Source organism: Sphingomonas antarctica, from assembly GCF_965137005.1.
Taxonomy (GTDB): Bacteria; Pseudomonadota; Alphaproteobacteria; order Sphingomonadales; family Sphingomonadaceae; genus Sphingomonas_O; species Sphingomonas_O antarctica.
Genome location: NZ_CBCRXM010000002.1, coordinates 310,418 through 328,857 on the forward strand (window position 1 = coordinate 310,418; position 18,440 = coordinate 328,857).

The window sequence follows — 18,440 nt, forward strand, 5'->3', positions numbered from 1 at the left end:
TGCCCACATAGAGGCGATGCTGCGTCAATATGAACTGGTCGAGCGGGTCAAATCCTATGATCCGGATGCCGACGAGGCGCTGCTCAACCGCGCCTATGTGTTCTCGATGGCGGCGCATGGGTCGCAGAAGCGCGCTTCGGGCGATCCGTATTTCAGTCACCCCATCGAAGTCGCGGGCATATTGACCGACCTGCACCTCGACGACGAGACGATCGCCACCGCGATCCTCCACGATACGATCGAAGACACCGTCGCGACGCATGAGGAGATCGAGGCCAAGTTCGGGCCTTCGGTCGCGCGGCTGGTCGACGGGGTGACCAAGCTCAGCAAGATCGAGGCGCAGTCGGATACCGAGCGCGCGGCGGAGAATCTGCGCAAATTCCTGTTGGCGATGTCGGACGATATTCGCGTGTTGTTGGTCAAGCTGGCCGACCGGCTGCACAACATGCGCACGCTGCATCACATCGCCAACCCCGACAAGCGCCGCCGGATCGCGCGCGAGACGATGGAAATCTATGCCCCGCTGGCCGAGCGGATCGGCATGTACGAATTCATGAACGAGATGCAGACGCTGGCATTTCGCGAGCTGGAACCCGAAGCGCATGCGTCGATCACGCGGCGGCTGGAGCAATTGCACGAAGGTGGCGGCGACGTGATCGCGCGGATCGGATCGGGGTTGAAGCTGTTGCTCAACCGCGCCGGGATCGAGGCGGATGTCGTCGGGCGCGAAAAGCATCCCTATTCGATCTGGCGCAAGATGGCCGAGCGCCACATCAGTTTCGAACAATTGTCCGACGTGATGGCATTCCGCGCGATCGTGCCCGATACCGACGCCTGTTACCGCGCGCTGGGGGTGGTCCACGGGCGCTGGCCGATGGTCCCGGGGCGGTTCAAGGACTATGTCTCGACCCCCAAGCGCAACGGTTACAAATCGTTGCACACCGCGGTGATTCACAATGAAAAGGCGCGGATCGAAATCCAGCTGCGGTCGTCGGAAATGCATGCCCAGGCCGAATATGGGCTGGCGGCGCACTGGACGTACAAGCAGGGCGTGCGCCGTCCCGACGTGCCGACGCGGTGGATCAACGACCTGATCGAAATCCTCGACAATGCCGAAACCGCCGACGAACTGCTCGAACATACGCGGATGGCGATGTACCAGGATCGCATCTTCGCCTTCACGCCGAAGGGCGAGCTGATCCAGCTCCCCAAGGGCGCGACGCCGGTCGATTTTGCTTATGCGCTTCACTCGACGCTGGGCAACGAAGCGGTCGGCGCGAAAATCAACGGCCGCGTCGTGCCGCTGCGCACCCCGATCGAAAATGGCGACCAGGTGCAGATTTTGAAGTCAAAGGCGCAGGAGCCACAGCCCGCCTGGCTCAACTTCGTCGCCACCGCCAAGGCGCGTTCGGCCATCCGCCGCTACGTCCGCAACAAGGAACGCGGCGAGACGGTGTCCCTGGGCCGCAAAATGTACGACGAACTGGTCACGCGCCTGCCTGCAACCCTGGGCAAGGACGCCCTGCCCGCCGCGCTCAAACGCCTCAAACTGCCGAATGAGGGCGCACTTATGGAAGCTATCGCCAAGGCGATGCTAAGCGACGGGCAAGTGCTGGAAGCGTTGATGCCCGGGAGCACCGGCAGCGACGTGACCCCCGCGCCGGCGCAGCAAAAGGCGATTTCGATTCGTGGGCTGACCCCGGGCGTCGCTTATGATCTCGGCCAATGCTGTCATCCGGTGCCGGGGGATCGCATCGTCGGGCTGCGGCGTGAGGGCGAGGCGATCATGGTCCATGCGATCGATTGCCCGGTGCTGGCGTCGGGCGTGGATGCGGACTGGATCGATTTGGCATGGGGCGACGGATCGGACGGGGCGGCGGCGCAACTGGTCGTGATCCTCAAGAACGAGCCCGGCGCGCTCGGTGCGATGGCAAGCATTTTCGGGTCGCATCAGGCGAACATCCTCAACCTGAAGCTCGAAAATCGCGACGCCAGTTTCCACAGCTTCCGCGTCGATCTGGAGGTTCACGACCTCGCGCACTTGATGCGGATTTTGGCGGCATTGCGCGCCGCCGACGCAGTGAGTTCGGCGGAGCGCGTCTAAAGCAGCGCGTCGATCGCGGTCGCCATATCCACATCGCGCTGCGACAGCCCATCGGCATCGTGCGTGGTGAGCAGGATGGTCACGCGATTATAGACGTTCGACCATTCGGGATGATGATCGGCGGCGTGAGCGAGCAGCGACACGCGCGTCATGAAGCCGAACGCTTCGCTGAAATCGGCAAATTTGAAATCGCGCGTGATGGCGTCGCGCTGTGGCTCGTGAGTCCAGGCAGGGAGGGCGGCAAGTGCGGTGGCACGTTCCGCATCGGTCAGTTTGGCGATCATTGTGCGAAAGAAGAAGAAGCTGGCCCCCGGGTCAAGCCCGGGGTGACGAGTTTGAAACGAAGGAATGTCACTGCCGTCACCGCGGCCCCCTAGTCGGGACCCAGCTTCTTCTTCTGCGGCGCATCGGTTAGGCACCGGAAGTGACCACCGCACCAGCCGCTATCGAAATCGAGACTTTGGCGCGTGCAGCGATCGGCAAGCTGCCCGAGGCGTTCGCGACGCACCTCGATAACGTCCTGTTGATCGTCGAAGATTTTGCCGACGATGCGGTGCTCGACGATCTGGGAATCAAGAACCCGTTCGCGCTGACGGGCCTGTATCACGGCCGCCCGATCGGCGAGGCGGCGGTCACGGGCGATCCGCCACCGGCAATTTATCTCTATCGGCGCGCGATCCTCGACGAATGGATCGAGAGCGGGGAGGAGCTGGGGCATCTGGTGTCGCATGTCGTGGTGCACGAGATCGGACACCATTTCGGATTGAGCGATGCGGACATGCACGCGCTGGAGGATTCGGCGCCGTGACGCATCTGGTGTTCGACGCCGTGACCGGCGAACGTGGCGGGCGCACCTTGTTCGAGGGTGTGTCGTTCGCACTGGCTGCGGGCGACGCCCTGCGGGTGAGCGGCGCGAACGGCGCGGGCAAATCCAGTTTGCTGCGGATTGCCGCGGGCTTGCTCGCGTCTGCGGGCGGCACCGTGGGTGTCGAGGGCCGCGTGGCAATCACCGACGAGCGGCTGGCGCTCGATCGCGAACGGCCACTGGTCAAAGCGATTGCCTTTTGGGCCGGAATCGATGGCGGCGACGTGGCGTTCGCGCTGGCGGGAACCGGCCTGACCGACCTGGCCGAAGTGCCAGTGCGGCTGTTGTCTACCGGGCAGCGCAAGCGCGCGGCGCTGGCACGGGTAGAGGTGGCGGGCGCGCTTATCTGGTTGCTCGACGAGCCGGCCAATGGGCTCGATACGGCTGGCGTGGCGATGCTCGAAGCGCTGATCGCGAGGCACCGTGCGCGGGGCGGGATCGCGGTGGTGGCGACGCATCAACCGGTGGCGCTACCCGACGCGCAGGAACTGGTGTTGTGAAGGCATTCACGGCGATCCTGGCGCGCGATTTGCGGCTGAATGCGGCGCGCGCAGCATTGCCGGTGATGTTCTTCCTGCTGGTGGCGACGCTTTATCCGTTCGCGGTCGGCCCCGATGCGGTATTGCTGGCGCGGACAGGTGCGGGGATCGCCTGGGTCGCAGCATTGCTCGCCGCATTGCTGCCGGTCGAGCGGCTGATTGCCCCCGATGCGGGGGAGGGTGTGCTCGATCAATATGCCGTGCGCGGGATCAGTGAAGAATTGGTCACTGCGGCAAAATTGGTGGCACATTGGCTGGCATTTGCGCCCGCGCTGATGCTGGCTTGCGTGCCGGCGGCGGCATTGCTGGCGCTCGATGGAGCGAGGTTGTGGCAGCTTGAACTAGGGCTGTTGATCGGTACGCCGGGGCTCGCCGCTCTCGGGCTGACCACCGCCGCGCTAACCGCCAGCGCGCGGGGTGGGGCGGCGTTGACTGGATTGGTGATGCTGCCGCTGGCGGTGCCATTGTTGATCTTTGGCGCGGGGGGCGGCTTGAAGTTGCTGGCGGCAACATCGCTGATGCTGGTGGCGATGGCACCATTTGCGGCAGGGGCAGCGATCCGCGCTAGTCGGACCTGACCCAGCGCGCCCATATCGCCGTCGGGAGCAGCAGCCCGCGAGTCTCCTCGCGCACCGCGAGTTCGCCGACTTCGACGCGGCCGGGCAGGTCGGCAAAAATCTGGCGCATCAACGCGCCGATCGCCAGCGCGGACATGCGGACGGCATAGACCGTGAGAAACACGAAGCTGGAGTTCTCGTCGACCAACAGCCGAACATCGGCGAGCAGCCGCGCGAGATCGGTTTCGAGGTGCCACACCTCGCCCTCCGGCCCGCGGCCGTATTTGGGCGGGTCGAGCACGATGGCATCGTAACGGCGGCCGCGACGGACTTCGCGGGCGACGAATTTGCCGGCATCTTCGATGATCCAGCGGACGGTGGAAATGCCCGACAGAGCGGCATTGCCCTTGGCGGATTCGACCGATTTCTTCGACGCATCGACATGCGTTACTGCCGCACCCGCCTGCGCCATCGCCAGAGATCCGACGCCGGTATAGCCGAACAGGTTGAGCGCGGTGGCGCCTTCGCGTCCGGCCAATTTGTCCTGCGCAAACGCCCAGACCGGCATCATGTCGGGGAAGAAGCCGAGGTGGCGAAACGGCGTCGGCGTCGCGGTGAAATTCAGACCATGCCACGCCAGCGACCAGCCCTTTGGCACCGGCTGGTCAAAGCGCCAGCGCCCGCCGCCATCGTCATCCGCGCCGGGCACGAATTCGGCATCGGCGACCCAGTCGAGCGATGCCGGCTGCCACATCGCCTGTGGCTCAGGGCGAATGAAACGGTGCGGGCCATAGCGTTCGAGCTTTCGCCCGCCGCCCGAATCGACCAGCGCGTAATCCGCCCACGGTTCACCGATCAAGGTCTCGAGCTTCACGATCGCTCCAGCACATAATCCTTCACTGCCGCGAGCGTCGCGGGGAGGGTGTCGTAGCGTTCCTGCCGTTCGAACAGCCCGGCGAGGCGCGAGGGTAAGGTCGGGCGCGCCCCTGTCGCGCGCTCGACCGCATCGCGGAATTTGGCAGGGTGGGCGGTGGCGAGCGTGACGATCGGCACATCGCCGCCCGCAAAACTACGTGCGGCGGCGAGCCCGATGGCGGTGTGCGGATCGATCACCTGCCCGGCATGTTCGTAAGCCCAGCGCATCGTCATCGCCATGGTGTCCGGATCGACGCGGGCGCTGGCGAAGAGGTTCGCCGCTTCGGCGACCATCGTCGGCGGCAGGTCGAGCTTTTTCTCGCTGTCGAACGTCGTCATCATCGCGCCGAGGGCATTGCCATCGCGGCCCGCCAGATCGAACAGCAGCCGTTCGAAATTGGAGCTGACCTGAATGTCCATGGACGGTGCCGCGGTCGGCGTGACGCCCTGCATAGAATAATCGCCGCTGCCGAGAGCACGCGCGAGGATGTCGTTGACGTTGGTCGCCACGATCAGCTTCGCGACGGGCAGGCCCATACGTGCCGCGACATAGCCCGCAAACACGTCTCCGAAATTGCCGGTCGGCACTGCAAACGCCACCGGCTGTTCGGGCGCGCCGAGCCGGACGGCGGCGTAGAAATAGTAAACCACCTGCGCCATCAAGCGCGCCCAGTTGATCGAATTGACCGCGCCGAGGTTGAGCCGCCCGCGCGCTTCCTGGTCGGCGAACAGCGCCTTCACGATCGCCTGCGCCTGATCGAAATCACCTTCGATGGCGATGTTGTGGACGTTGGGCGCGAGCACCGTGGTCATCTGCCGCCGCTGGACATCCGACACGCGGCCCTGCGGGTGGAGCATGAACAATTCGACATTGGCGCGCCCCGCCAGCGCGTCGATCGCCGCCGAACCGGTGTCGCCCGAGGTCGCGCCGACGACGGTCAGCGTCGTGTCGCGATGGCCGAGGAAGCGTTCGAACAACAGCCCGAGCAATTGCAGCGCCACATCCTTGAACGCCAGCGTCGGCCCGTGGAACAGCTCGAGCAACCAGTGCTGGTGATCGAGCTGAACCAAAGGCGTCACCGCCGCATGATCGAAGCGGCCATAGGCTTCGGTGCACAACGCATGCAGCGCGGCATCATCGAGCGCACCCGCGACGAACGGGCGCATGACGGCGACGGCGGTGTCGACGTACGATTTGCCCGCAAGTGCCGCGATTTCGTCGCGGCTCAGCGTCGGCCAGTCGCGCGGGACATATAGCCCGCCGTCACTGGCGAGGCCGGCGAGCGTGACGTCTTCGAAACCGAGCGCCGGGGCGTTTCCGCGGGTGGAAATATAGTCCATCGGTCTGATCAAAATCGCAAACCAAACCCGTCACCCCGGCCCCCGAGCCGGGGCCCACCCCTCCACATGCATCGGTGACGCGTGTTGGGAAATGGACCCCGGATCAAGTCCGTGGTGACGAGTGTTGTTGTGGTTGCAGCGTTCATCACTTTGCGACCCGCACGGGCACGGGGATGTTACAAATATCCGCGCCGCCAGCAGGCACGATGAAGAAGTCGTCCTTCCGGTTGGCGCGCGCGTCGGCATAGCGCGCGAACGTTGCGCTTTCGGTCGAGAGATACTGAAAGCGCGGCAGGTCCGCGACCTCATTGCCCAGCCGGATCGACGTGATCGGCGTGTGTTCGGCGGCAGTGGCATAGACGCCCAAGGCGGCGGTGCCGCGCGGCAGGCTCGACAGGTTTTCGATGCCCGAAATCACCCGCCCGACCAAAGCAATGTTGCGGTCGAGATGGCGCGGCGCATGGCCGATGACAGTGTAGAGCTCGGCGCCGCTGCCCGTGTCGGGGGACAGGTTTCGTCCGACGCCGACCATGCCGTAGCAATGGACGGGCCAAAGGCGCACTTCGTTGGTGGCGGTAGGCCAACCATTAAAATTGAAGCTGTCCACCGCATATGCGTCCGAAGCACCAACCTGCGGACCTGTTCCGGCATGGGCCATGCCCGCCATGCCAACGTGTGATAGCCGCGCTATCTCGTTCCAATGCGCATTTCCGTCGACCGTATATTCACTCTCCGGCACCTTCACCAAACCGACCGGCAGCGGCTTCGCCTTGGGCGTGTCGCCACCCGGATCGCCCCATTGCGCGACATAATTGTCCTGCACGCGCGTCACCGCCGTCCCGTCCCACCAATGCGCCGCGGCGAGCTTGCGGATGTTGCCGACCCAGCCTTGCGAAAACGGCGCGGGGATCAGCTGGATTATCACGCGCCGCGCTTTGCCGTTGAGCGGCGGCAAATCCATCACCAGCAAATCGCGCGGCGCGATCGCCACCCAGTCGCCAGCGGACGCGGCGGCGACGATCTCGGACGGCGCGCGCGGATCGGGGGCGACACGGCCCGCAGCCTGCGCGGCGGCGGCTTGGGCGAAAGCGAACAGGGCGAATGTGAACATCGGCACACCATGCCGCGCCGCCGCCGCCTTGCCTAGCCGCGCGGTCCCGCCTAATCGCGCCGCTTCCAAGGTATGCGGAGCGGTGGCCGAGTGGTCGAAGGCGCTCGCCTGGAAAGTGAGTATACGTCAAAAGCGTATCGTGGGTTCGAATCCCACCCGCTCCGCCAGCCAGTCCCTATCTTTCCCATCTCCACCGACTCCGCGCCTCAATTTGGCGGACTTTGGCGGCATTCCCGTCGCATTCCGTAGTGCGGAAAACCGGCGATCTCGTCAAAGCGCCGGCAATCGCGCCCCTTTTCTCCGCCCGACTAGTCCGCAGTACGGTTTCCCGTGAAACGCGAATATAACGCGAATTGCCATGCATTTCGGTGGCGTGATCGAGCGAATTTGGCGGTTTTCAGCAGTCGAAGAGTGTCATGGCAACTAAAATAAACGGGAAAGTCCATCGTCCAAACGTGAAGACGAACCACGTTACCGCGTAAATAAATGCGCTTGGAAGTACGCGCGAAAATCATTTGAATCGCGGCCCTGATTCGAGTAAACGCATCGCATCCAGCCAGGAGAACAAACGGACCGCGAGGTTCACCTGGGTGGAGAAAATAATGACGACGACAATCCGTTTTGAAACGGTCGAGATCGAGAAGTTAAAGCCCGATCCGAGCAACGCCCGAACCCATTCAAAAAAGCAGATCAATCAGATCGCCGCGAGCATTGCGGAAAATGGGTTCATCAACCCCATCATTGTCAATCCTGATCGGCGCGTAATCGCCGGTCACGGCCGGTTGCGCGCCGCGCGTCAGTGCAAGCTGGACGTTGTGCCGGTCGTCGTTGTGACGGGGCTAACTGATGCCCAGGAGAAGCGACTGCAGCTCGCCGACAACAAGATCGCGCTCAACGCCGGTTGGGACAATGACTTGTTGCTCAACACTTTAACCGTGATCGAGGCCGCTGGCCTCGATGTTGTGGTGGCGGGCTTTTCCAACACCGAACTCGATCTGCTGCGGATGCCGAAGCTGCAGTTCGATGAGCCCTTCGATCCAGTGCCGGTCGATGCGGTGACCAAGCTCGGCGACGTTTGGTTGTGCGACGACAGTCGTGTCGGCTGCGGTGACTTGCTCGACGGCACGTCGCTCCCCGCGCTGATGGGCGAAGAGCGCGCCGACGCAATTATCGCGGACTCCCCGTACAACACGAGCAACGCGACCCATAATGGCGGCAAGGGGAAGTATCGCCATCGAGAGTTTAAATACGCGCACGGCGAGATGAGCGTGGATGAGTTCACGCGCTTCCTCACCGGTACCCAAGCGGCGATGGCCTCATATTGTCGTGATGGTGCTGTTGCCTATATGTTCATGGATCACCACCACGCTGGCGAGCAGATCGCGGCGGGTGATGCCGTGTTCGGCCGCAGGCTCAATATCTGCATTTGGATTAAAACAAACGCGGGAATGGGCTCGCCGTATCGTTCACAGCACGAAATGATTTTTGTCTACGTGGTTGGTGATGCGCCGCACCTCGATAATATAAAGCTCGGCAAGCACGGTAGAAACCGGACAAATTGTTGGCAGGCGCCGTCGGTCAACACGTTCGGGTCGCGGCAGGACGACCTATCACTGCACGCCACTTGCAAGCCAGTTGGATTATGCGCTGACATGATCCTCGACGTGACCGCGCGTGGCGACATTGTTCTTGATGGGTTTTTGGGATCGGGCACGACGTTGCTCGCCGCCCTGCGAACCGGGAGACGCGCCTTCGGCCTCGAAATCGATCCGGCCTATGTCGATGTCGCGATCACCCGCTGGATGGATGTGACGGGTCTTCAGGCCGTGCTCGAGAGCACCGGGGAGACGTTCGACGCGGTCAAGCGTCGCCGCGATGCAGAGCACGGCACAACCGTTGCACAGGGGGAGACGATCGATGGCTGATTATGAGGATGACGAAGGCGAGCCGAAAATGAACCCGCGGGCAAAGCGCGCGAAGAAGGCATCGCCCTATGCCAACGCTCCATACGAGGTCGGCAAGGGCAAGCCCCCGAAGGGCAGTCAGTTCAAGGTTGGAAATAAGCCTGGCCCAGGGCGGCCGCGCGGTTCAACCAACCGCACCGACTTCGACAAGCTGCTCGAAAGGCGCGTCGTCGTCAGTGAGGATAGACTGGGTCGACCCATTCGAAAGACATTGCGGCGGGTCATCAACGAGGGCTTGTTCGCTGAGGCTGCAAAGCGAAACATGACAGCGATCAAGATCGTCAAGGATTTCGAGTTGAAGATGGCCGCGCTTAAGGCGCGGCACGGGCCGGAGCCGATCAGTGGCGAAGAGGCGATGAAGCTAGCCAAGGAAGAAACAGAGAAGAAAGTTTATGCTGCACGCTTGGTCGCAATGCTCCAGTTTAACGCACAGCTGAAACATGAGGGGATAATCACGCTTGAAAATGGCCGCGCGGTCGTCGCGCCGTGCGTGCGGGCCGCTATCGCCGAGTATCGCGCACGGGGAGGATCGATGGGCGACAATGACGAGCCCGATGATGGCGACAACGGTACAGGATAAGGTGCGGTAGACCCTCAATCTGCGAACACGCAACGAGCGGCTGTCGGCTGCTTTGCCCCCCGCCCGCTTCGCTTTCAGCTGCGGAAACGATTTCCAAGCCTGGTGTCTCGCATGTTCGGCAAGCGATCGCTACGTCAACCGCGGCCCCGCGGGGATCCTGCCGCCGGTAAACCGCGATCAAGCTCAGCCTGACCGTGCGGCGCGCGGGCGCTGTGCGACTCCACTCGCTGCCAACACGCGCGCCACCAGCGCGGTTGGGTCGGATGCGGGGTTGCACCAGTTAGCCCGTCCGGGATGTGTGAGCGAGACCACCACGCGCCCGTCGAGGGCGCGGTGCGCCTCGCTCGTCCACCGTCGTGCATTATTCTCGACATAGGTGTCGATCAGCGCGTGGGCGCCCAAGGCGTCGCGCACCCACTTTCCCGCGGTTCCGCCAAAGCACAGCACGATTTGCACGCCCAGCGTGTCGATGACCGCCTTCTGGACCGGCCAACACGCGCGGAGAAGGTCTATCTTTTCCTTGGCCAGCGCCGCCTCGGTGGCGGACCTAGCAAATAAGATATTGCTCGCCGGCACCGTGCGAGGATTGAGCCCAAGCGCCGCGAGCAGGTGCAATACGCGGGGCTGAATGCCCAGCGTACCCGGCGCCGCGCCCGCCCAGCTCTCGTCGGCATAGGCCGACCATGATGCAGGACCCTCAAGAAAGCGCTGTCGGTCGGTGCCGATCGTATCTTCGGCCTGCGCAACTGGATCGCCGCCGGGGTTGAGGCCCAGAATATAGAGTTGGCTTGGCGCCTTGAACGCTGCGCGGCCGGTGTAGAAGATCGACCCCGAGCGCGACAGCAGCGACGTTGGCAGTGCGTCGAGGGCATCATTGATCGCGGTATGGCTCAGCATAATCTCTCCCCCTGTCGTCGATGAGTGACGCAACCATGCTCGCCGTCGCCCCACAGTCAACGATAATGTCACTCATCGTCTGTAGATTGATCGGCTGCGGCGGCGTCACGTCGGCGGGTGGACGTTCAGCACCGCCTCGCCGTCAATCTGCGCCGTCTGCGGACCAACAAGGCGCTGAGCCAGGAAGCCTTTGGCGACGAGGCCGGCATTCATCGGACCTATGTCAGCGATCTCGAGCGCGCCGCCCGCAATCCGACGATCAGGGTCGTCGAGACGTTGGCCAAGGCGCTTGGCGTCAGCGTGTCTGACTTGCTGCTTTAGGGCGTTCCAGCGAGCATCTTGGCGGCGGCAACTAAAGTTGATGCCTTGCTGAGCTCGTCACTCACCTGTGCGACCAGCAATCGCACCGCCCCGTCATCCAGCTTGCCGGTCAGCACGGCCGTCGCGCTTGCGTCCTCCATGATCATGCCGGCGCGGGCGCAAAGCTCGCGCACCAGCCGTATCGTGTCTGCGTCCATGGCCTACCTCCACGACGCACCAAGGCCGTAGTCCGGCACGAAGTCCACGGACAGCTTTTACGGTCTGCTTGGCGCCCAATTTCGGCCGTTCAGCTGCTCCGACGATCTGCCCAAAAGCTGACACTTCTTTGCGTGGTGTCCTTTGCGCCAAGTCACGCGTTGTCGTGGTTAGGAGACTTGAGCGATGTCGGATGCCACCACTGCGAACCTTGCTGCGCTACGCAAACCGTTTCCGGGAGAGAGCCGTGCCTATGGCAAAGCCCGCCAGGAATTGCTCGCCGACGAAGTTGAACTGCAGCGGCACATCGACCGGGTATCGGCGAAGCGACAGTCGCTTCCTGATGGTCCGCTGGTCGAGAAGAACTATCGGTTCAAGGATCCGAACGGTGACGAGGTCGGACTGGTCGCACTTTTCGGAGACCACGATACGCTGGTCACTTATTTTTGGATGTACGGTCCGGAGCGCGACCGCCCCTGCCCAATGTGTACCAACTTGCTTGGACCATTGGACGCCAATGCGAACGACTTGATGCAGCGTGTTGCTCTAGCGGTCCTCGGCCGCTCGACTGTTGAGCGGCAACTCGCTTTTGCTCAAGAGCGCGGTTGGCATGCCCTCCGCTTCTATCAGACTTTAGGAGACGACTACGCGCTCGATTTCGGGGGTCTCGATCCCAAGACCGGCGCTGAATGGCCTGTGATGGCCGTCTTCAAGAAGTATGGAAGTGGCGAGAACGCTGAAGTCCGGCTCTTCTGGAAGGGTGAGATGACTGGCGAGATGGCCGACGAGGGTAAGGACCCGCGTGGCGGACCCGACCTTTCACCATTATGGACCGTGCTTGATCTCACCCCGCAAGGACGTGGTGATAAGTGGTACCCGAAGCTCGCATACTGACGAGCGTCCAATGAGTGCAAAGAACTCCGACTAACTTTCAGGACTAAACAAATGGGGCTGTAAGCGCCCATAGTCGGTCATTCGCGACGTGATCCGCAAACCCTAAAAGCAGCCACGAGCCGCACTCGTGGTCTTTCGTCAGCTCGCATTGAAGCAGTAAGCGATAACATGGCCGGCCGACATTTCACTCCCACGTCCGGGTTCTGGTTACTCTGACAGCTCCAGTTCACCCATGCCCGATTTCTGAGACTGCACATCGAGCGTCAGCGAAGGGCTTGCATCACGGCCTGTGGGCACTGGCTTTGGTGCGGAAGTTCGTTTTGAGGCTTGTGGCTGAACAATGCTCCGACGGCTTTGCCGAGAACAGACAATATGGTCTTTGCTGGCTTTTTTGCCGCGGCAGACCCAGCAACAGAGATCACTGGCTTGCTCAGCGTGCCGCTGATGCGGACCGGATCGGTCAGGCGTAGCGCGCTAGGATTAATCGCCGCGCCGCGCACCGCTAGTCTGATTGTCTCATTCGCGAGGCTAATTTGTCCCGACCCCTGTCCACCGGAAACGGCTGTAACAAATACCAATGGCGTGGCGTGCAAGACCCCGGCACTGCCACTAAAATTCGCTACGAAGCAGGGCATCGCCGCCTGATCTTTGCCGCCCTTGATGTACTGACCCACTGTCTTGCCGAGGTCCTGTCCCAAGGCTGTAGCGATAAGCGTTCGGATTTGACCGTTTGATGAGACTATGGCGGCATGACCCGCCGACGCACCCAGCGCTTCGCGGATCGTATCGCCGCTGCCCGCAAGCACTATCCGTGCGCGCACCGGCCCCGAAATATCCTTGGGACGTCCAACCAGACTTTCCAGTGTCTCGCCTGCTACCCGCAGATCCAGCCGCAGCTTCGGCGCGCCGCTAGCGTGGTCTATGACAACGTTTCCGGTCATCCTTCCAGCGCCCATGCGGGCGACAATATCGGTGACCTTGACGACGCGGTGATCCAAGGCGATTTTCGCGGACAGTGTCTCGAAAGGTGATGGGCCGTTCGCCAAAAGCTTGTCGGCGACAAAAATGAGGGTGCCATCCGTCGGCCCGATCCTACTTAAATTGATGCGGGTATCGGGAACAATTCGCGGACCGATCGACAAAAGCAGCGCACGAGATTTTGCTAAACCTTCCTCCGACGCAAAATCTTGAAAATCGAACCTTGAAGCATGAAGCTGGCCGTTGACCTTGGTCCGCCCGGCATGCCTCGTTATGCTCGCTGATCCTTTGAGGTAGGATCGACCCACCCGTCCGCTGAGATCATTGATAAACCAACTGGGCCGATCGCGACGCAGGTTTGCTGAGAAGTCGAATTCTTGAGTACCGAACAAACCAGCCTCGGCGAGATCATCGAGGTACTTCAAGTTTGCACCGCGAGCGTGGGTGACTGCGGTGAAGCGGTCGACGTCAAGCACCCCTCGCATCCAGCCGCGTGCCGTGACGGTCAATGGATCCGACGTCAGAACAAGTCGAAATGGGTAGGGAGCTGCTGGATCGATGCCCGCAATAACTCCGCCTTGCGCATTGAGCGAGGCAGGGCTGTCATGAAAACGACCGCGCATGACGGCGGAAACGCCAACATGGCGATCTGCGTTGAGCGTACCCGCAAGGTTCAAATGGCGCTTGTCGTCTCGCACCGAAATCTCGCTATGCTCGATGCTGAGTTCGCTGAGGGTGGGTGCGCCCACATTTCCTCGATTGTCGGGGCTGGGCCAATTCGTTCTACCGTGCACGTCACGCACGAGAGAAAGGCTCAGGCCGCTCAATTGAGCAGATGTCGGGCTGAAATGGCCGCGCAGCAAATTTGAAAGCGACACCTGAACGCGAGCGTAGCGAAGCTTCAAAAGATATCCGCGCCCGGCCCATGCTGGTTGACCAACGACGACATCGGTGATCTCAACTTTTGGGGTTAGGGACAGCCCGCTAAGGCGCCGAATTCCACCGATGTGAACCGAAACCCCAAGTGCAGATGACGCTCGTTTTTCGACAAACGATCGCGTTACAGAAAAGGGAAACGAAGCAGCCAAGAGCAGAATGGCCAACGCCAATGCGGCGACGATGAATCCGATGAACGCCCAACGCGGCAGACCTTGAAACCGACCCTGAGAGACCGTCAAAGCCTCGGTCAAAGTGATATCGGCCTGCTGTTTTTAGAACTGACCGCGTCACGCAGCCGCTGCTCATCGATAGCGATGTAGTCCCGCACAATTGGCACGGCATCCCTCTGACGCGTAAGCTGCAGCTGAAACACCAGGTGGCCATCATGGCGAAACGCGCTGATCGCGCCGGCCAGATAGAACTGCCACATCCTGAAAAAGCGCTCGTCATAGAGCTCAACAATCTGCTGCCTTGCGGCAGCCACGCGCTCGTACCAGTGCTCAAGTGTATAGGCGTAGTGGAGCCTTAATGCCTCAAGGTCGGTCAGCCAGAGATACGATTTTTCAATGGCCGGCATCATCTGGCTGAGTGCGGGAACGTAGCCACCGGGAAAGATGTACTTTGCAAGCCAGGGATCCGTTGCGCCCGGACCATCAGCACGACCGATGGTGTGAAGAAGCATGACCCCTTCAGGCGTTAGCAGGCTTCGGCACTTTTCGAAGAATGTACGATAATGTGGTGGTCCCACATGCTCGAACATGCCGACCGAAACGATCCTGTCGAAGGTGCCGGTCAAGTTGCGGTAGTCGATCAATTCGAACTTAACCCGATCGGCTACTCCGGTAGACACGGCGCGTTCTCGCGCAATCTTCAGCTGCTCCTCGGACAGGGTGATGCCAAGAACATCTACGTCGGCCACGCGATTCAAATACAGGGCCATCCCGCCCCAGCCACAGCCGATGTCAAGAATTCGCTGGCCAGGCTTCAACATAAGCTTCGCCGCTATGTGTGCCTTCTTGTCGTCCTGTGCCTGATCCAATGTCTCGGCAGGACTGTCGAAATAGGCGCAGCTGTACTGCCGGTCAGAATCGAGAAACAGATCATAGAGAGCGCCGGACAGGTCGTAGTGATGGGCGACGTTGCGCTTGGACCTACGCTGCCAGTTCCAGGTATCGAGCGTTGCGGCTATTCTTTGGGGACGCCACAATTTAATCCGGGTAGGATTAGAAGCGTTCCACCGGGTATTGTAACCGATGAGGTCCACCAGATCGCGGATGTCACCGGTTTCGACAAGCAATCGGCCATCCATATATGCTTCGCCTGCGCCTTTCGCCGGATTGCGCGCGATGCGGCGCGGGGTCGAGCTGTCGGTGAAGCGAATGGTTACTGGCGTCACGTCTGCTGACGCAGTGCCATAAAGTCGAGCGCGGCCAGCCGCATCAATGACCGTCAGGGGACCAGATTTGATCAGGACGCGAAAAAGGCGATCGAACAGAAGCAGGGCCATTTCCTTCACAGTCCCAACTGGGGCCTTTAGTAAAACAGGTCTTCGTCTAAGCGTCGCAGGCGAGTCCATTGGCCACAAGGTGAGGCAAGACCATATGGAAGGTTGACTACACGATGCGCTGCAGCGTCCGGTCTTTCGCGACAAGAAAGTGATACAGGGCACCCAGTACATGGAGTGCTATGACCGCTAGCAGGACCAGCGCCACAGTTTGATGCACGTCACCTAGAGCGCGGCCAACGGGTGAACCCAAAGAAACGAGCCCGGGGAGTTTAATCAAACCGAAGAGTATGACATCCCAGCCACGTGCTGAGGAATTCGCCCAGCCCAGCAGCGGCAGCGCAATCAACAGTGCATAGAGCGTTACATGCGTGGCGCGCGCGATGAACTGCATAGTGGGCGACAGGGTGGTTGGAGCCGGCGGTTCACGATGTGTAAAGCGCCAAACCGCCCGAACCAGAATGACCGTGAGGATCGCCGTCCCGATCGACAGGTGCCAAGCTATCAATCCTAAGGGCCGCGTGCCTCGACCGATTTCGGGCATAGTCCATGCGATGGCGAACTGCGTTACAAGCAGTAAAACAGTCAGCCAGTGCAGAAATCTCGCGACGCCGTCATACCGTTCTGGACTGAAATCTTCTGACATTGGGAAAATCCTCGAACTCGCCGTTCCTGCGGTGGATTACAAAATGCGGACCCGCTTGCGCAACGAGCGCACCTCTCAATCTTCTGTGCGAGCCCGATGCCGGCATAGACTGCAGACCGATCTGCTACCTGTTCTCGCGCCACACTTAGCAGAACTTGGCGAAGCGAAGTTGTGGCAGATCGTCCCTGTATAGTTCTGTGCTGCGGCGTTGGCATCGATGGACCACTCGCCAACGTTGGGTCGCCGGATGGTTGGACTGCCACGAATTCAGCAAATGCTCGTCGGACTAGGTTCGAATGCCCTGGGCCGTTGCAAGATGTTTGCGGAGATGAGGGAGCGTTTGCCGCGCCAGCAATGCGGTGACCCGGTCACCAGTTCGTTCCTGCTTGCGGAACTCGGCGATATCCTTCTGGTGATCCTCAACCATGTACCTAGCAAATTCCCGGTCGAATGCCCGGCCCGACAAATGCTGAAGTTTTGAGAATTCGGCGCTAGCTTCGGGCATCATGCCCGAAGAGACCGAAACACGCTCGCGCCGTGCAGCAACAACGGCACTTGTCTTAGCTTTTGCGTGATCCACCTGCAGCATGCGTCCGAAGGCACGAACTTCGGACGAGGCGCCACGCTTAGCGGCCAAGGCGCCGAGGGTCATTTCAGAGTTGTCACCCTTGATGGCATCGCCGAGGAATTTGCTGGCGGGGGCTGCAAATAAGGTTGCGGGGATTGCGAGCAGTGAGATCGTTGCGGCCGCAGACAAGACGCGCTTGTTCATCGGAGTCTCCATTCTGAGAACCAACATACGGGCCCACGCTACAGTTCCGTCGAGCGGAAATTTCACGTCGGGCTCAATGGCCGCCGTTATGGGGCGCTGGTGGTAGCTTTCTACTGGCCGGGGCCCATGATGCGGCCAGGTCTACAATACGCTCATGTACGGTGAGAAGCGCGCGGACAACTACGCGCATCTGCTCCATCCTAGTATCGGCCTCTTCGACCAAAAGGATTCGGCTTGGCCTAGCAGCGCAACTGGGCATGCAAGCAGCGAGGACAGCTCACTCCTTTGTGATGCGCTCATCGACTGTCGCAACGGTCATGCCTAATTTCTTGATTGACATGTGATTCGCCAAGACACCGTTTGGTAAAAGTTTCAGCGTCTGCGCGACGCTGAGGCCGCCCTTCATTATATAGGCGATACGCAAAACATCGTTGGACATCGTTCCAGAAACCGGACCGACTGCATCGGGAGAGAGAGACCCGACCAGTGTAGTGGGCGAGGTGGGCCGCAAGTCCCAATGACGCACTTTGGCGGGCTCATTAGCTTGAAAGACGGTCTGGTCGAGATGTATCCCACCCCTCCCATCCGGTCGACCATGGCTACTTACCCTGAAAGGCTGCCTAGCCCTGAACATTATTTTGACAGTACCGGTGCCGTGCGTGGCTCCGGAGAAGAAGCCCAACGGGTTAAGGGCAGCAAGTGCGGCGGCAGCGATAATAAACATACTTAATCAACGACTGACAAGCCTTCTAGTGCCGCTGCTTGCGATCTTGACGTTCCGCGCGAAGCGGCCGCGATCGAACAACGTAAATTTGCGAGAATTGCAGACCTTCCCGCGACGATGGCAGACTGTCCGCCGTCGGATGGTCAGCGTTGCTGGTACGATCGAGCAACGGATGTCCGCCGTTCGCAATATCGCGAGAAATGCCGCTAGTCTGCAATCGGCCCAGATCCGGTCATTCGGGGCCAGCCACTCCAACGGCAACATATGGGCCGTATGCTGCCTGGCTGCTTTCCAGACCGAAACCAAAACAGCAGACATCGGTGGAAGCGCCATACTACATTGTATGAGGTGCTCTTCGTGCATCAAGATATTGTGAAGAGTCGATCCGGCGCGAACCTCAATCGCGCTTTTCGAAACGCAGCACGAGTTTGCCGCTGGATAAATATGTACTCAAGCGATCACTCGGACTGAATGATCGTGTCCCACAGCGTGGTGTAGGTTCGCGGTCTCGCCGCTTGGATCTCCGGCTTGGCCGGGTTGATCATGCTGCCATGGATGACAACGTGACGATGGGATCATCGCTCATTTGCGACA

19 protein-coding genes and 1 tRNA gene are annotated in these 18,440 nt (G+C 61.0%); 9 read left to right on the forward strand and 11 right to left on the reverse strand.

The features are described from left to right. Positions 1 to 16: 16 nt before the first annotated feature. On the forward strand, positions 17 to 2,104 hold the full coding sequence (locus ACM9ME_RS03650) for a RelA/SpoT family protein (RefSeq protein WP_415642070.1): 2,088 nt from the start codon (positions 17 to 19) through the stop codon (positions 2,102 to 2,104). Here the strand turns inward: ACM9ME_RS03650 and ACM9ME_RS03655 are convergent. Beyond that, positions 2,101 to 2,388, reverse strand: a complete 288-nt coding sequence (locus tag ACM9ME_RS03655; RefSeq protein ID WP_415642071.1) for a 4a-hydroxytetrahydrobiopterin dehydratase — start codon at positions 2,386 to 2,388, stop codon at positions 2,101 to 2,103. The two genes, ACM9ME_RS03650 and ACM9ME_RS03655, sit on opposite strands and share 4 nt — an antisense overlap. 140 nt (positions 2,389 to 2,528) lie before the next feature. On the opposite strand from ACM9ME_RS03655, the gene ACM9ME_RS03660 reads away from it, so the two are divergent. Genes ACM9ME_RS03660 through ACM9ME_RS03670 form a run of 3 tightly spaced genes read left to right on the forward strand, consistent with a single transcriptional unit; the run spans position 2,529 to position 4,086 of the window. Then, positions 2,529 to 2,912 carry a metallopeptidase family protein gene (locus tag ACM9ME_RS03660; RefSeq protein WP_415642072.1) on the forward strand — a complete coding sequence of 128 codons (384 nt, stop codon included), beginning with the start codon at positions 2,529 to 2,531 and terminating at the stop codon, positions 2,910 to 2,912. Beyond that, positions 2,909 to 3,469, forward strand: a complete 561-nt coding sequence (ccmA, locus tag ACM9ME_RS03665) for a heme ABC exporter ATP-binding protein CcmA (protein ID WP_415642073.1) — start codon at positions 2,909 to 2,911, stop codon at positions 3,467 to 3,469. The genes ACM9ME_RS03660 and ccmA overlap by 4 nt, the downstream gene beginning before the upstream one ends. Further along, entirely contained in the window at positions 3,466 to 4,086 is a 621-nt protein-coding gene (locus tag ACM9ME_RS03670) for a heme exporter protein CcmB (RefSeq protein WP_415642074.1), read from the forward strand. Before ccmA ends, ACM9ME_RS03670 begins: the two co-directional genes overlap by 4 nt. Here the strand turns inward: ACM9ME_RS03670 and ACM9ME_RS03675 are convergent. From ACM9ME_RS03675 to ACM9ME_RS03685, 3 genes are all read right to left on the reverse strand, one after another. Further along, positions 4,073 to 4,939, reverse strand: a complete 867-nt coding sequence (locus tag ACM9ME_RS03675; protein WP_415642075.1) for a class I SAM-dependent methyltransferase — start codon at positions 4,937 to 4,939, stop codon at positions 4,073 to 4,075. The genes ACM9ME_RS03670 and ACM9ME_RS03675 overlap by 14 nt on opposite strands. Then, positions 4,936 to 6,321 (reverse strand): threonine synthase, encoded by a 1,386-nt coding sequence (thrC, locus tag ACM9ME_RS03680; protein WP_415642076.1) that lies wholly within the window; start codon positions 6,319 to 6,321, stop codon positions 4,936 to 4,938. Before thrC ends, ACM9ME_RS03675 begins: the two co-directional genes overlap by 4 nt. Positions 6,322 to 6,466: 145 nt before the next feature. Beyond that, complete coding sequence (locus ACM9ME_RS03685; RefSeq protein WP_415642077.1) at positions 6,467 to 7,432, reverse strand: peptidylprolyl isomerase; 966 nt, start codon at positions 7,430 to 7,432, stop codon at positions 6,467 to 6,469. 76 nt (positions 7,433 to 7,508) lie between these two features. Here ACM9ME_RS03685 and ACM9ME_RS03690 point away from each other — a divergent pair. The 3 genes from ACM9ME_RS03690 to ACM9ME_RS03700 all read left to right on the forward strand — a co-directional run bounded on the left by ACM9ME_RS03690 (position 7,509) and on the right by ACM9ME_RS03700 (position 9,976). Continuing rightward, positions 7,509 to 7,599 (forward strand) — tRNA-Ser (locus ACM9ME_RS03690). Between the two features lie 435 nt (positions 7,600 to 8,034). Continuing rightward, positions 8,035 to 9,357 (forward strand): site-specific DNA-methyltransferase, encoded by a 1,323-nt coding sequence (locus tag ACM9ME_RS03695; protein ID WP_415642078.1) that lies wholly within the window; start codon positions 8,035 to 8,037, stop codon positions 9,355 to 9,357. Then, on the forward strand, positions 9,350 to 9,976 hold the full coding sequence (locus tag ACM9ME_RS03700; protein ID WP_415642079.1) for a DUF5681 domain-containing protein: 627 nt from the start codon (positions 9,350 to 9,352) through the stop codon (positions 9,974 to 9,976). Before ACM9ME_RS03695 ends, ACM9ME_RS03700 begins: the two co-directional genes overlap by 8 nt. A gap of 183 nt (positions 9,977 to 10,159) precedes the next feature. Here the strand turns inward: ACM9ME_RS03700 and ACM9ME_RS03705 are convergent, their stop codons facing one another. Beyond that, positions 10,160 to 10,873 carry a uracil-DNA glycosylase family protein gene (locus ACM9ME_RS03705; RefSeq protein WP_415642080.1) on the reverse strand — a complete coding sequence of 238 codons (714 nt, stop codon included), beginning with the start codon at positions 10,871 to 10,873 and terminating at the stop codon, positions 10,160 to 10,162. A 117-nt stretch (positions 10,874 to 10,990) separates the two neighbouring features. On the opposite strand from ACM9ME_RS03705, the gene ACM9ME_RS03710 reads away from it, so the two are divergent. Continuing rightward, positions 10,991 to 11,194 carry a helix-turn-helix domain-containing protein gene (locus ACM9ME_RS03710; RefSeq protein WP_415642081.1) on the forward strand — a complete coding sequence of 68 codons (204 nt, stop codon included), beginning with the start codon at positions 10,991 to 10,993 and terminating at the stop codon, positions 11,192 to 11,194. On the opposite strand, the gene ACM9ME_RS03715 is transcribed toward ACM9ME_RS03710, so the two are convergent. Then, complete coding sequence (locus tag ACM9ME_RS03715) at positions 11,191 to 11,391, reverse strand: hypothetical protein (RefSeq protein ID WP_415642082.1); 201 nt, start codon at positions 11,389 to 11,391, stop codon at positions 11,191 to 11,193. The genes ACM9ME_RS03710 and ACM9ME_RS03715 overlap by 4 nt on opposite strands. 184 nt (positions 11,392 to 11,575) lie before the next feature. Here ACM9ME_RS03715 and ACM9ME_RS03720 point away from each other — a divergent pair, with 184 nt between their 5' ends. Next, the gene (locus tag ACM9ME_RS03720) at positions 11,576 to 12,283 is read left to right on the forward strand and encodes a DUF899 family protein (protein ID WP_415642083.1); all 708 of its coding nucleotides are present in this window, start codon (positions 11,576 to 11,578) and stop codon (positions 12,281 to 12,283) included. 263 nt (positions 12,284 to 12,546) lie between these two features. Here ACM9ME_RS03720 and ACM9ME_RS03725 read toward each other — a convergent pair whose 3' ends face one another. The 5 genes from ACM9ME_RS03725 to ACM9ME_RS03745 form a co-directional block, all read right to left on the reverse strand. After that, the gene (locus ACM9ME_RS03725) at positions 12,547 to 14,451 is read right to left on the reverse strand and encodes an AsmA family protein (RefSeq protein ID WP_415642084.1); all 1,905 of its coding nucleotides are present in this window, start codon (positions 14,449 to 14,451) and stop codon (positions 12,547 to 12,549) included. Further along, positions 14,448 to 15,701, reverse strand: a complete 1,254-nt coding sequence (locus ACM9ME_RS03730; RefSeq protein WP_415642101.1) for a class I SAM-dependent methyltransferase — start codon at positions 15,699 to 15,701, stop codon at positions 14,448 to 14,450. Before ACM9ME_RS03730 ends, ACM9ME_RS03725 begins: the two co-directional genes overlap by 4 nt. Before the next feature lie 112 nt (positions 15,702 to 15,813). Beyond that, positions 15,814 to 16,350, reverse strand: coding sequence for a cytochrome b (locus ACM9ME_RS03735; protein WP_415642085.1), 537 nt, complete (start codon positions 16,348 to 16,350; stop codon positions 15,814 to 15,816). 286 nt (positions 16,351 to 16,636) lie between these two features. Further along, complete coding sequence (locus ACM9ME_RS03740; protein WP_415642086.1) at positions 16,637 to 17,122, reverse strand: DUF4142 domain-containing protein; 486 nt, start codon at positions 17,120 to 17,122, stop codon at positions 16,637 to 16,639. 277 nt (positions 17,123 to 17,399) lie between these two features. Further along, positions 17,400 to 17,846 (reverse strand): DUF3833 family protein, encoded by a 447-nt coding sequence (locus tag ACM9ME_RS03745; protein ID WP_415642087.1) that lies wholly within the window; start codon positions 17,844 to 17,846, stop codon positions 17,400 to 17,402. Positions 17,847 to 18,440 lie beyond the last annotated feature (594 nt).

Coding starts and splice junctions, on each gene's coding strand:
- ACM9ME_RS03650 (WP_415642070.1), top strand. CDS start 17: ATGCTGCGTCAATATGAACTGGTCGAGCGGGTCAAATCCTATGATCCG.
- ACM9ME_RS03705 (WP_415642080.1), bottom strand. CDS start 10,873: ATGCTGAGCCATACCGCGATCAATGATGCCCTCGACGCACTGCCAACG.
- ACM9ME_RS03720 (WP_415642083.1), top strand. CDS start 11,576: ATGTCGGATGCCACCACTGCGAACCTTGCTGCGCTACGCAAACCGTTT.
- ACM9ME_RS03735 (WP_415642085.1), bottom strand. CDS start 16,350: ATGTCAGAAGATTTCAGTCCAGAACGGTATGACGGCGTCGCGAGATTT.
- ACM9ME_RS03745 (WP_415642087.1), bottom strand. CDS start 17,846: ATGTTTATTATCGCTGCCGCCGCACTTGCTGCCCTTAACCCGTTGGGC.
- ACM9ME_RS03700 (WP_415642079.1), top strand. CDS start 9,350: ATGGCTGATTATGAGGATGACGAAGGCGAGCCGAAAATGAACCCGCGG.
- ACM9ME_RS03740 (WP_415642086.1), bottom strand. CDS start 17,122: ATGAACAAGCGCGTCTTGTCTGCGGCCGCAACGATCTCACTGCTCGCA.
- thrC (WP_415642076.1), bottom strand. CDS start 6,321: ATGGACTATATTTCCACCCGCGGAAACGCCCCGGCGCTCGGTTTCGAA.
- ACM9ME_RS03715 (WP_415642082.1), bottom strand. CDS start 11,391: ATGGACGCAGACACGATACGGCTGGTGCGCGAGCTTTGCGCCCGCGCC.
- ACM9ME_RS03695 (WP_415642078.1), top strand. CDS start 8,035: ATGACGACGACAATCCGTTTTGAAACGGTCGAGATCGAGAAGTTAAAG.
- ACM9ME_RS03685 (WP_415642077.1), bottom strand. CDS start 7,432: ATGTTCACATTCGCCCTGTTCGCTTTCGCCCAAGCCGCCGCCGCGCAG.
- ACM9ME_RS03655 (WP_415642071.1), bottom strand. CDS start 2,388: ATGATCGCCAAACTGACCGATGCGGAACGTGCCACCGCACTTGCCGCC.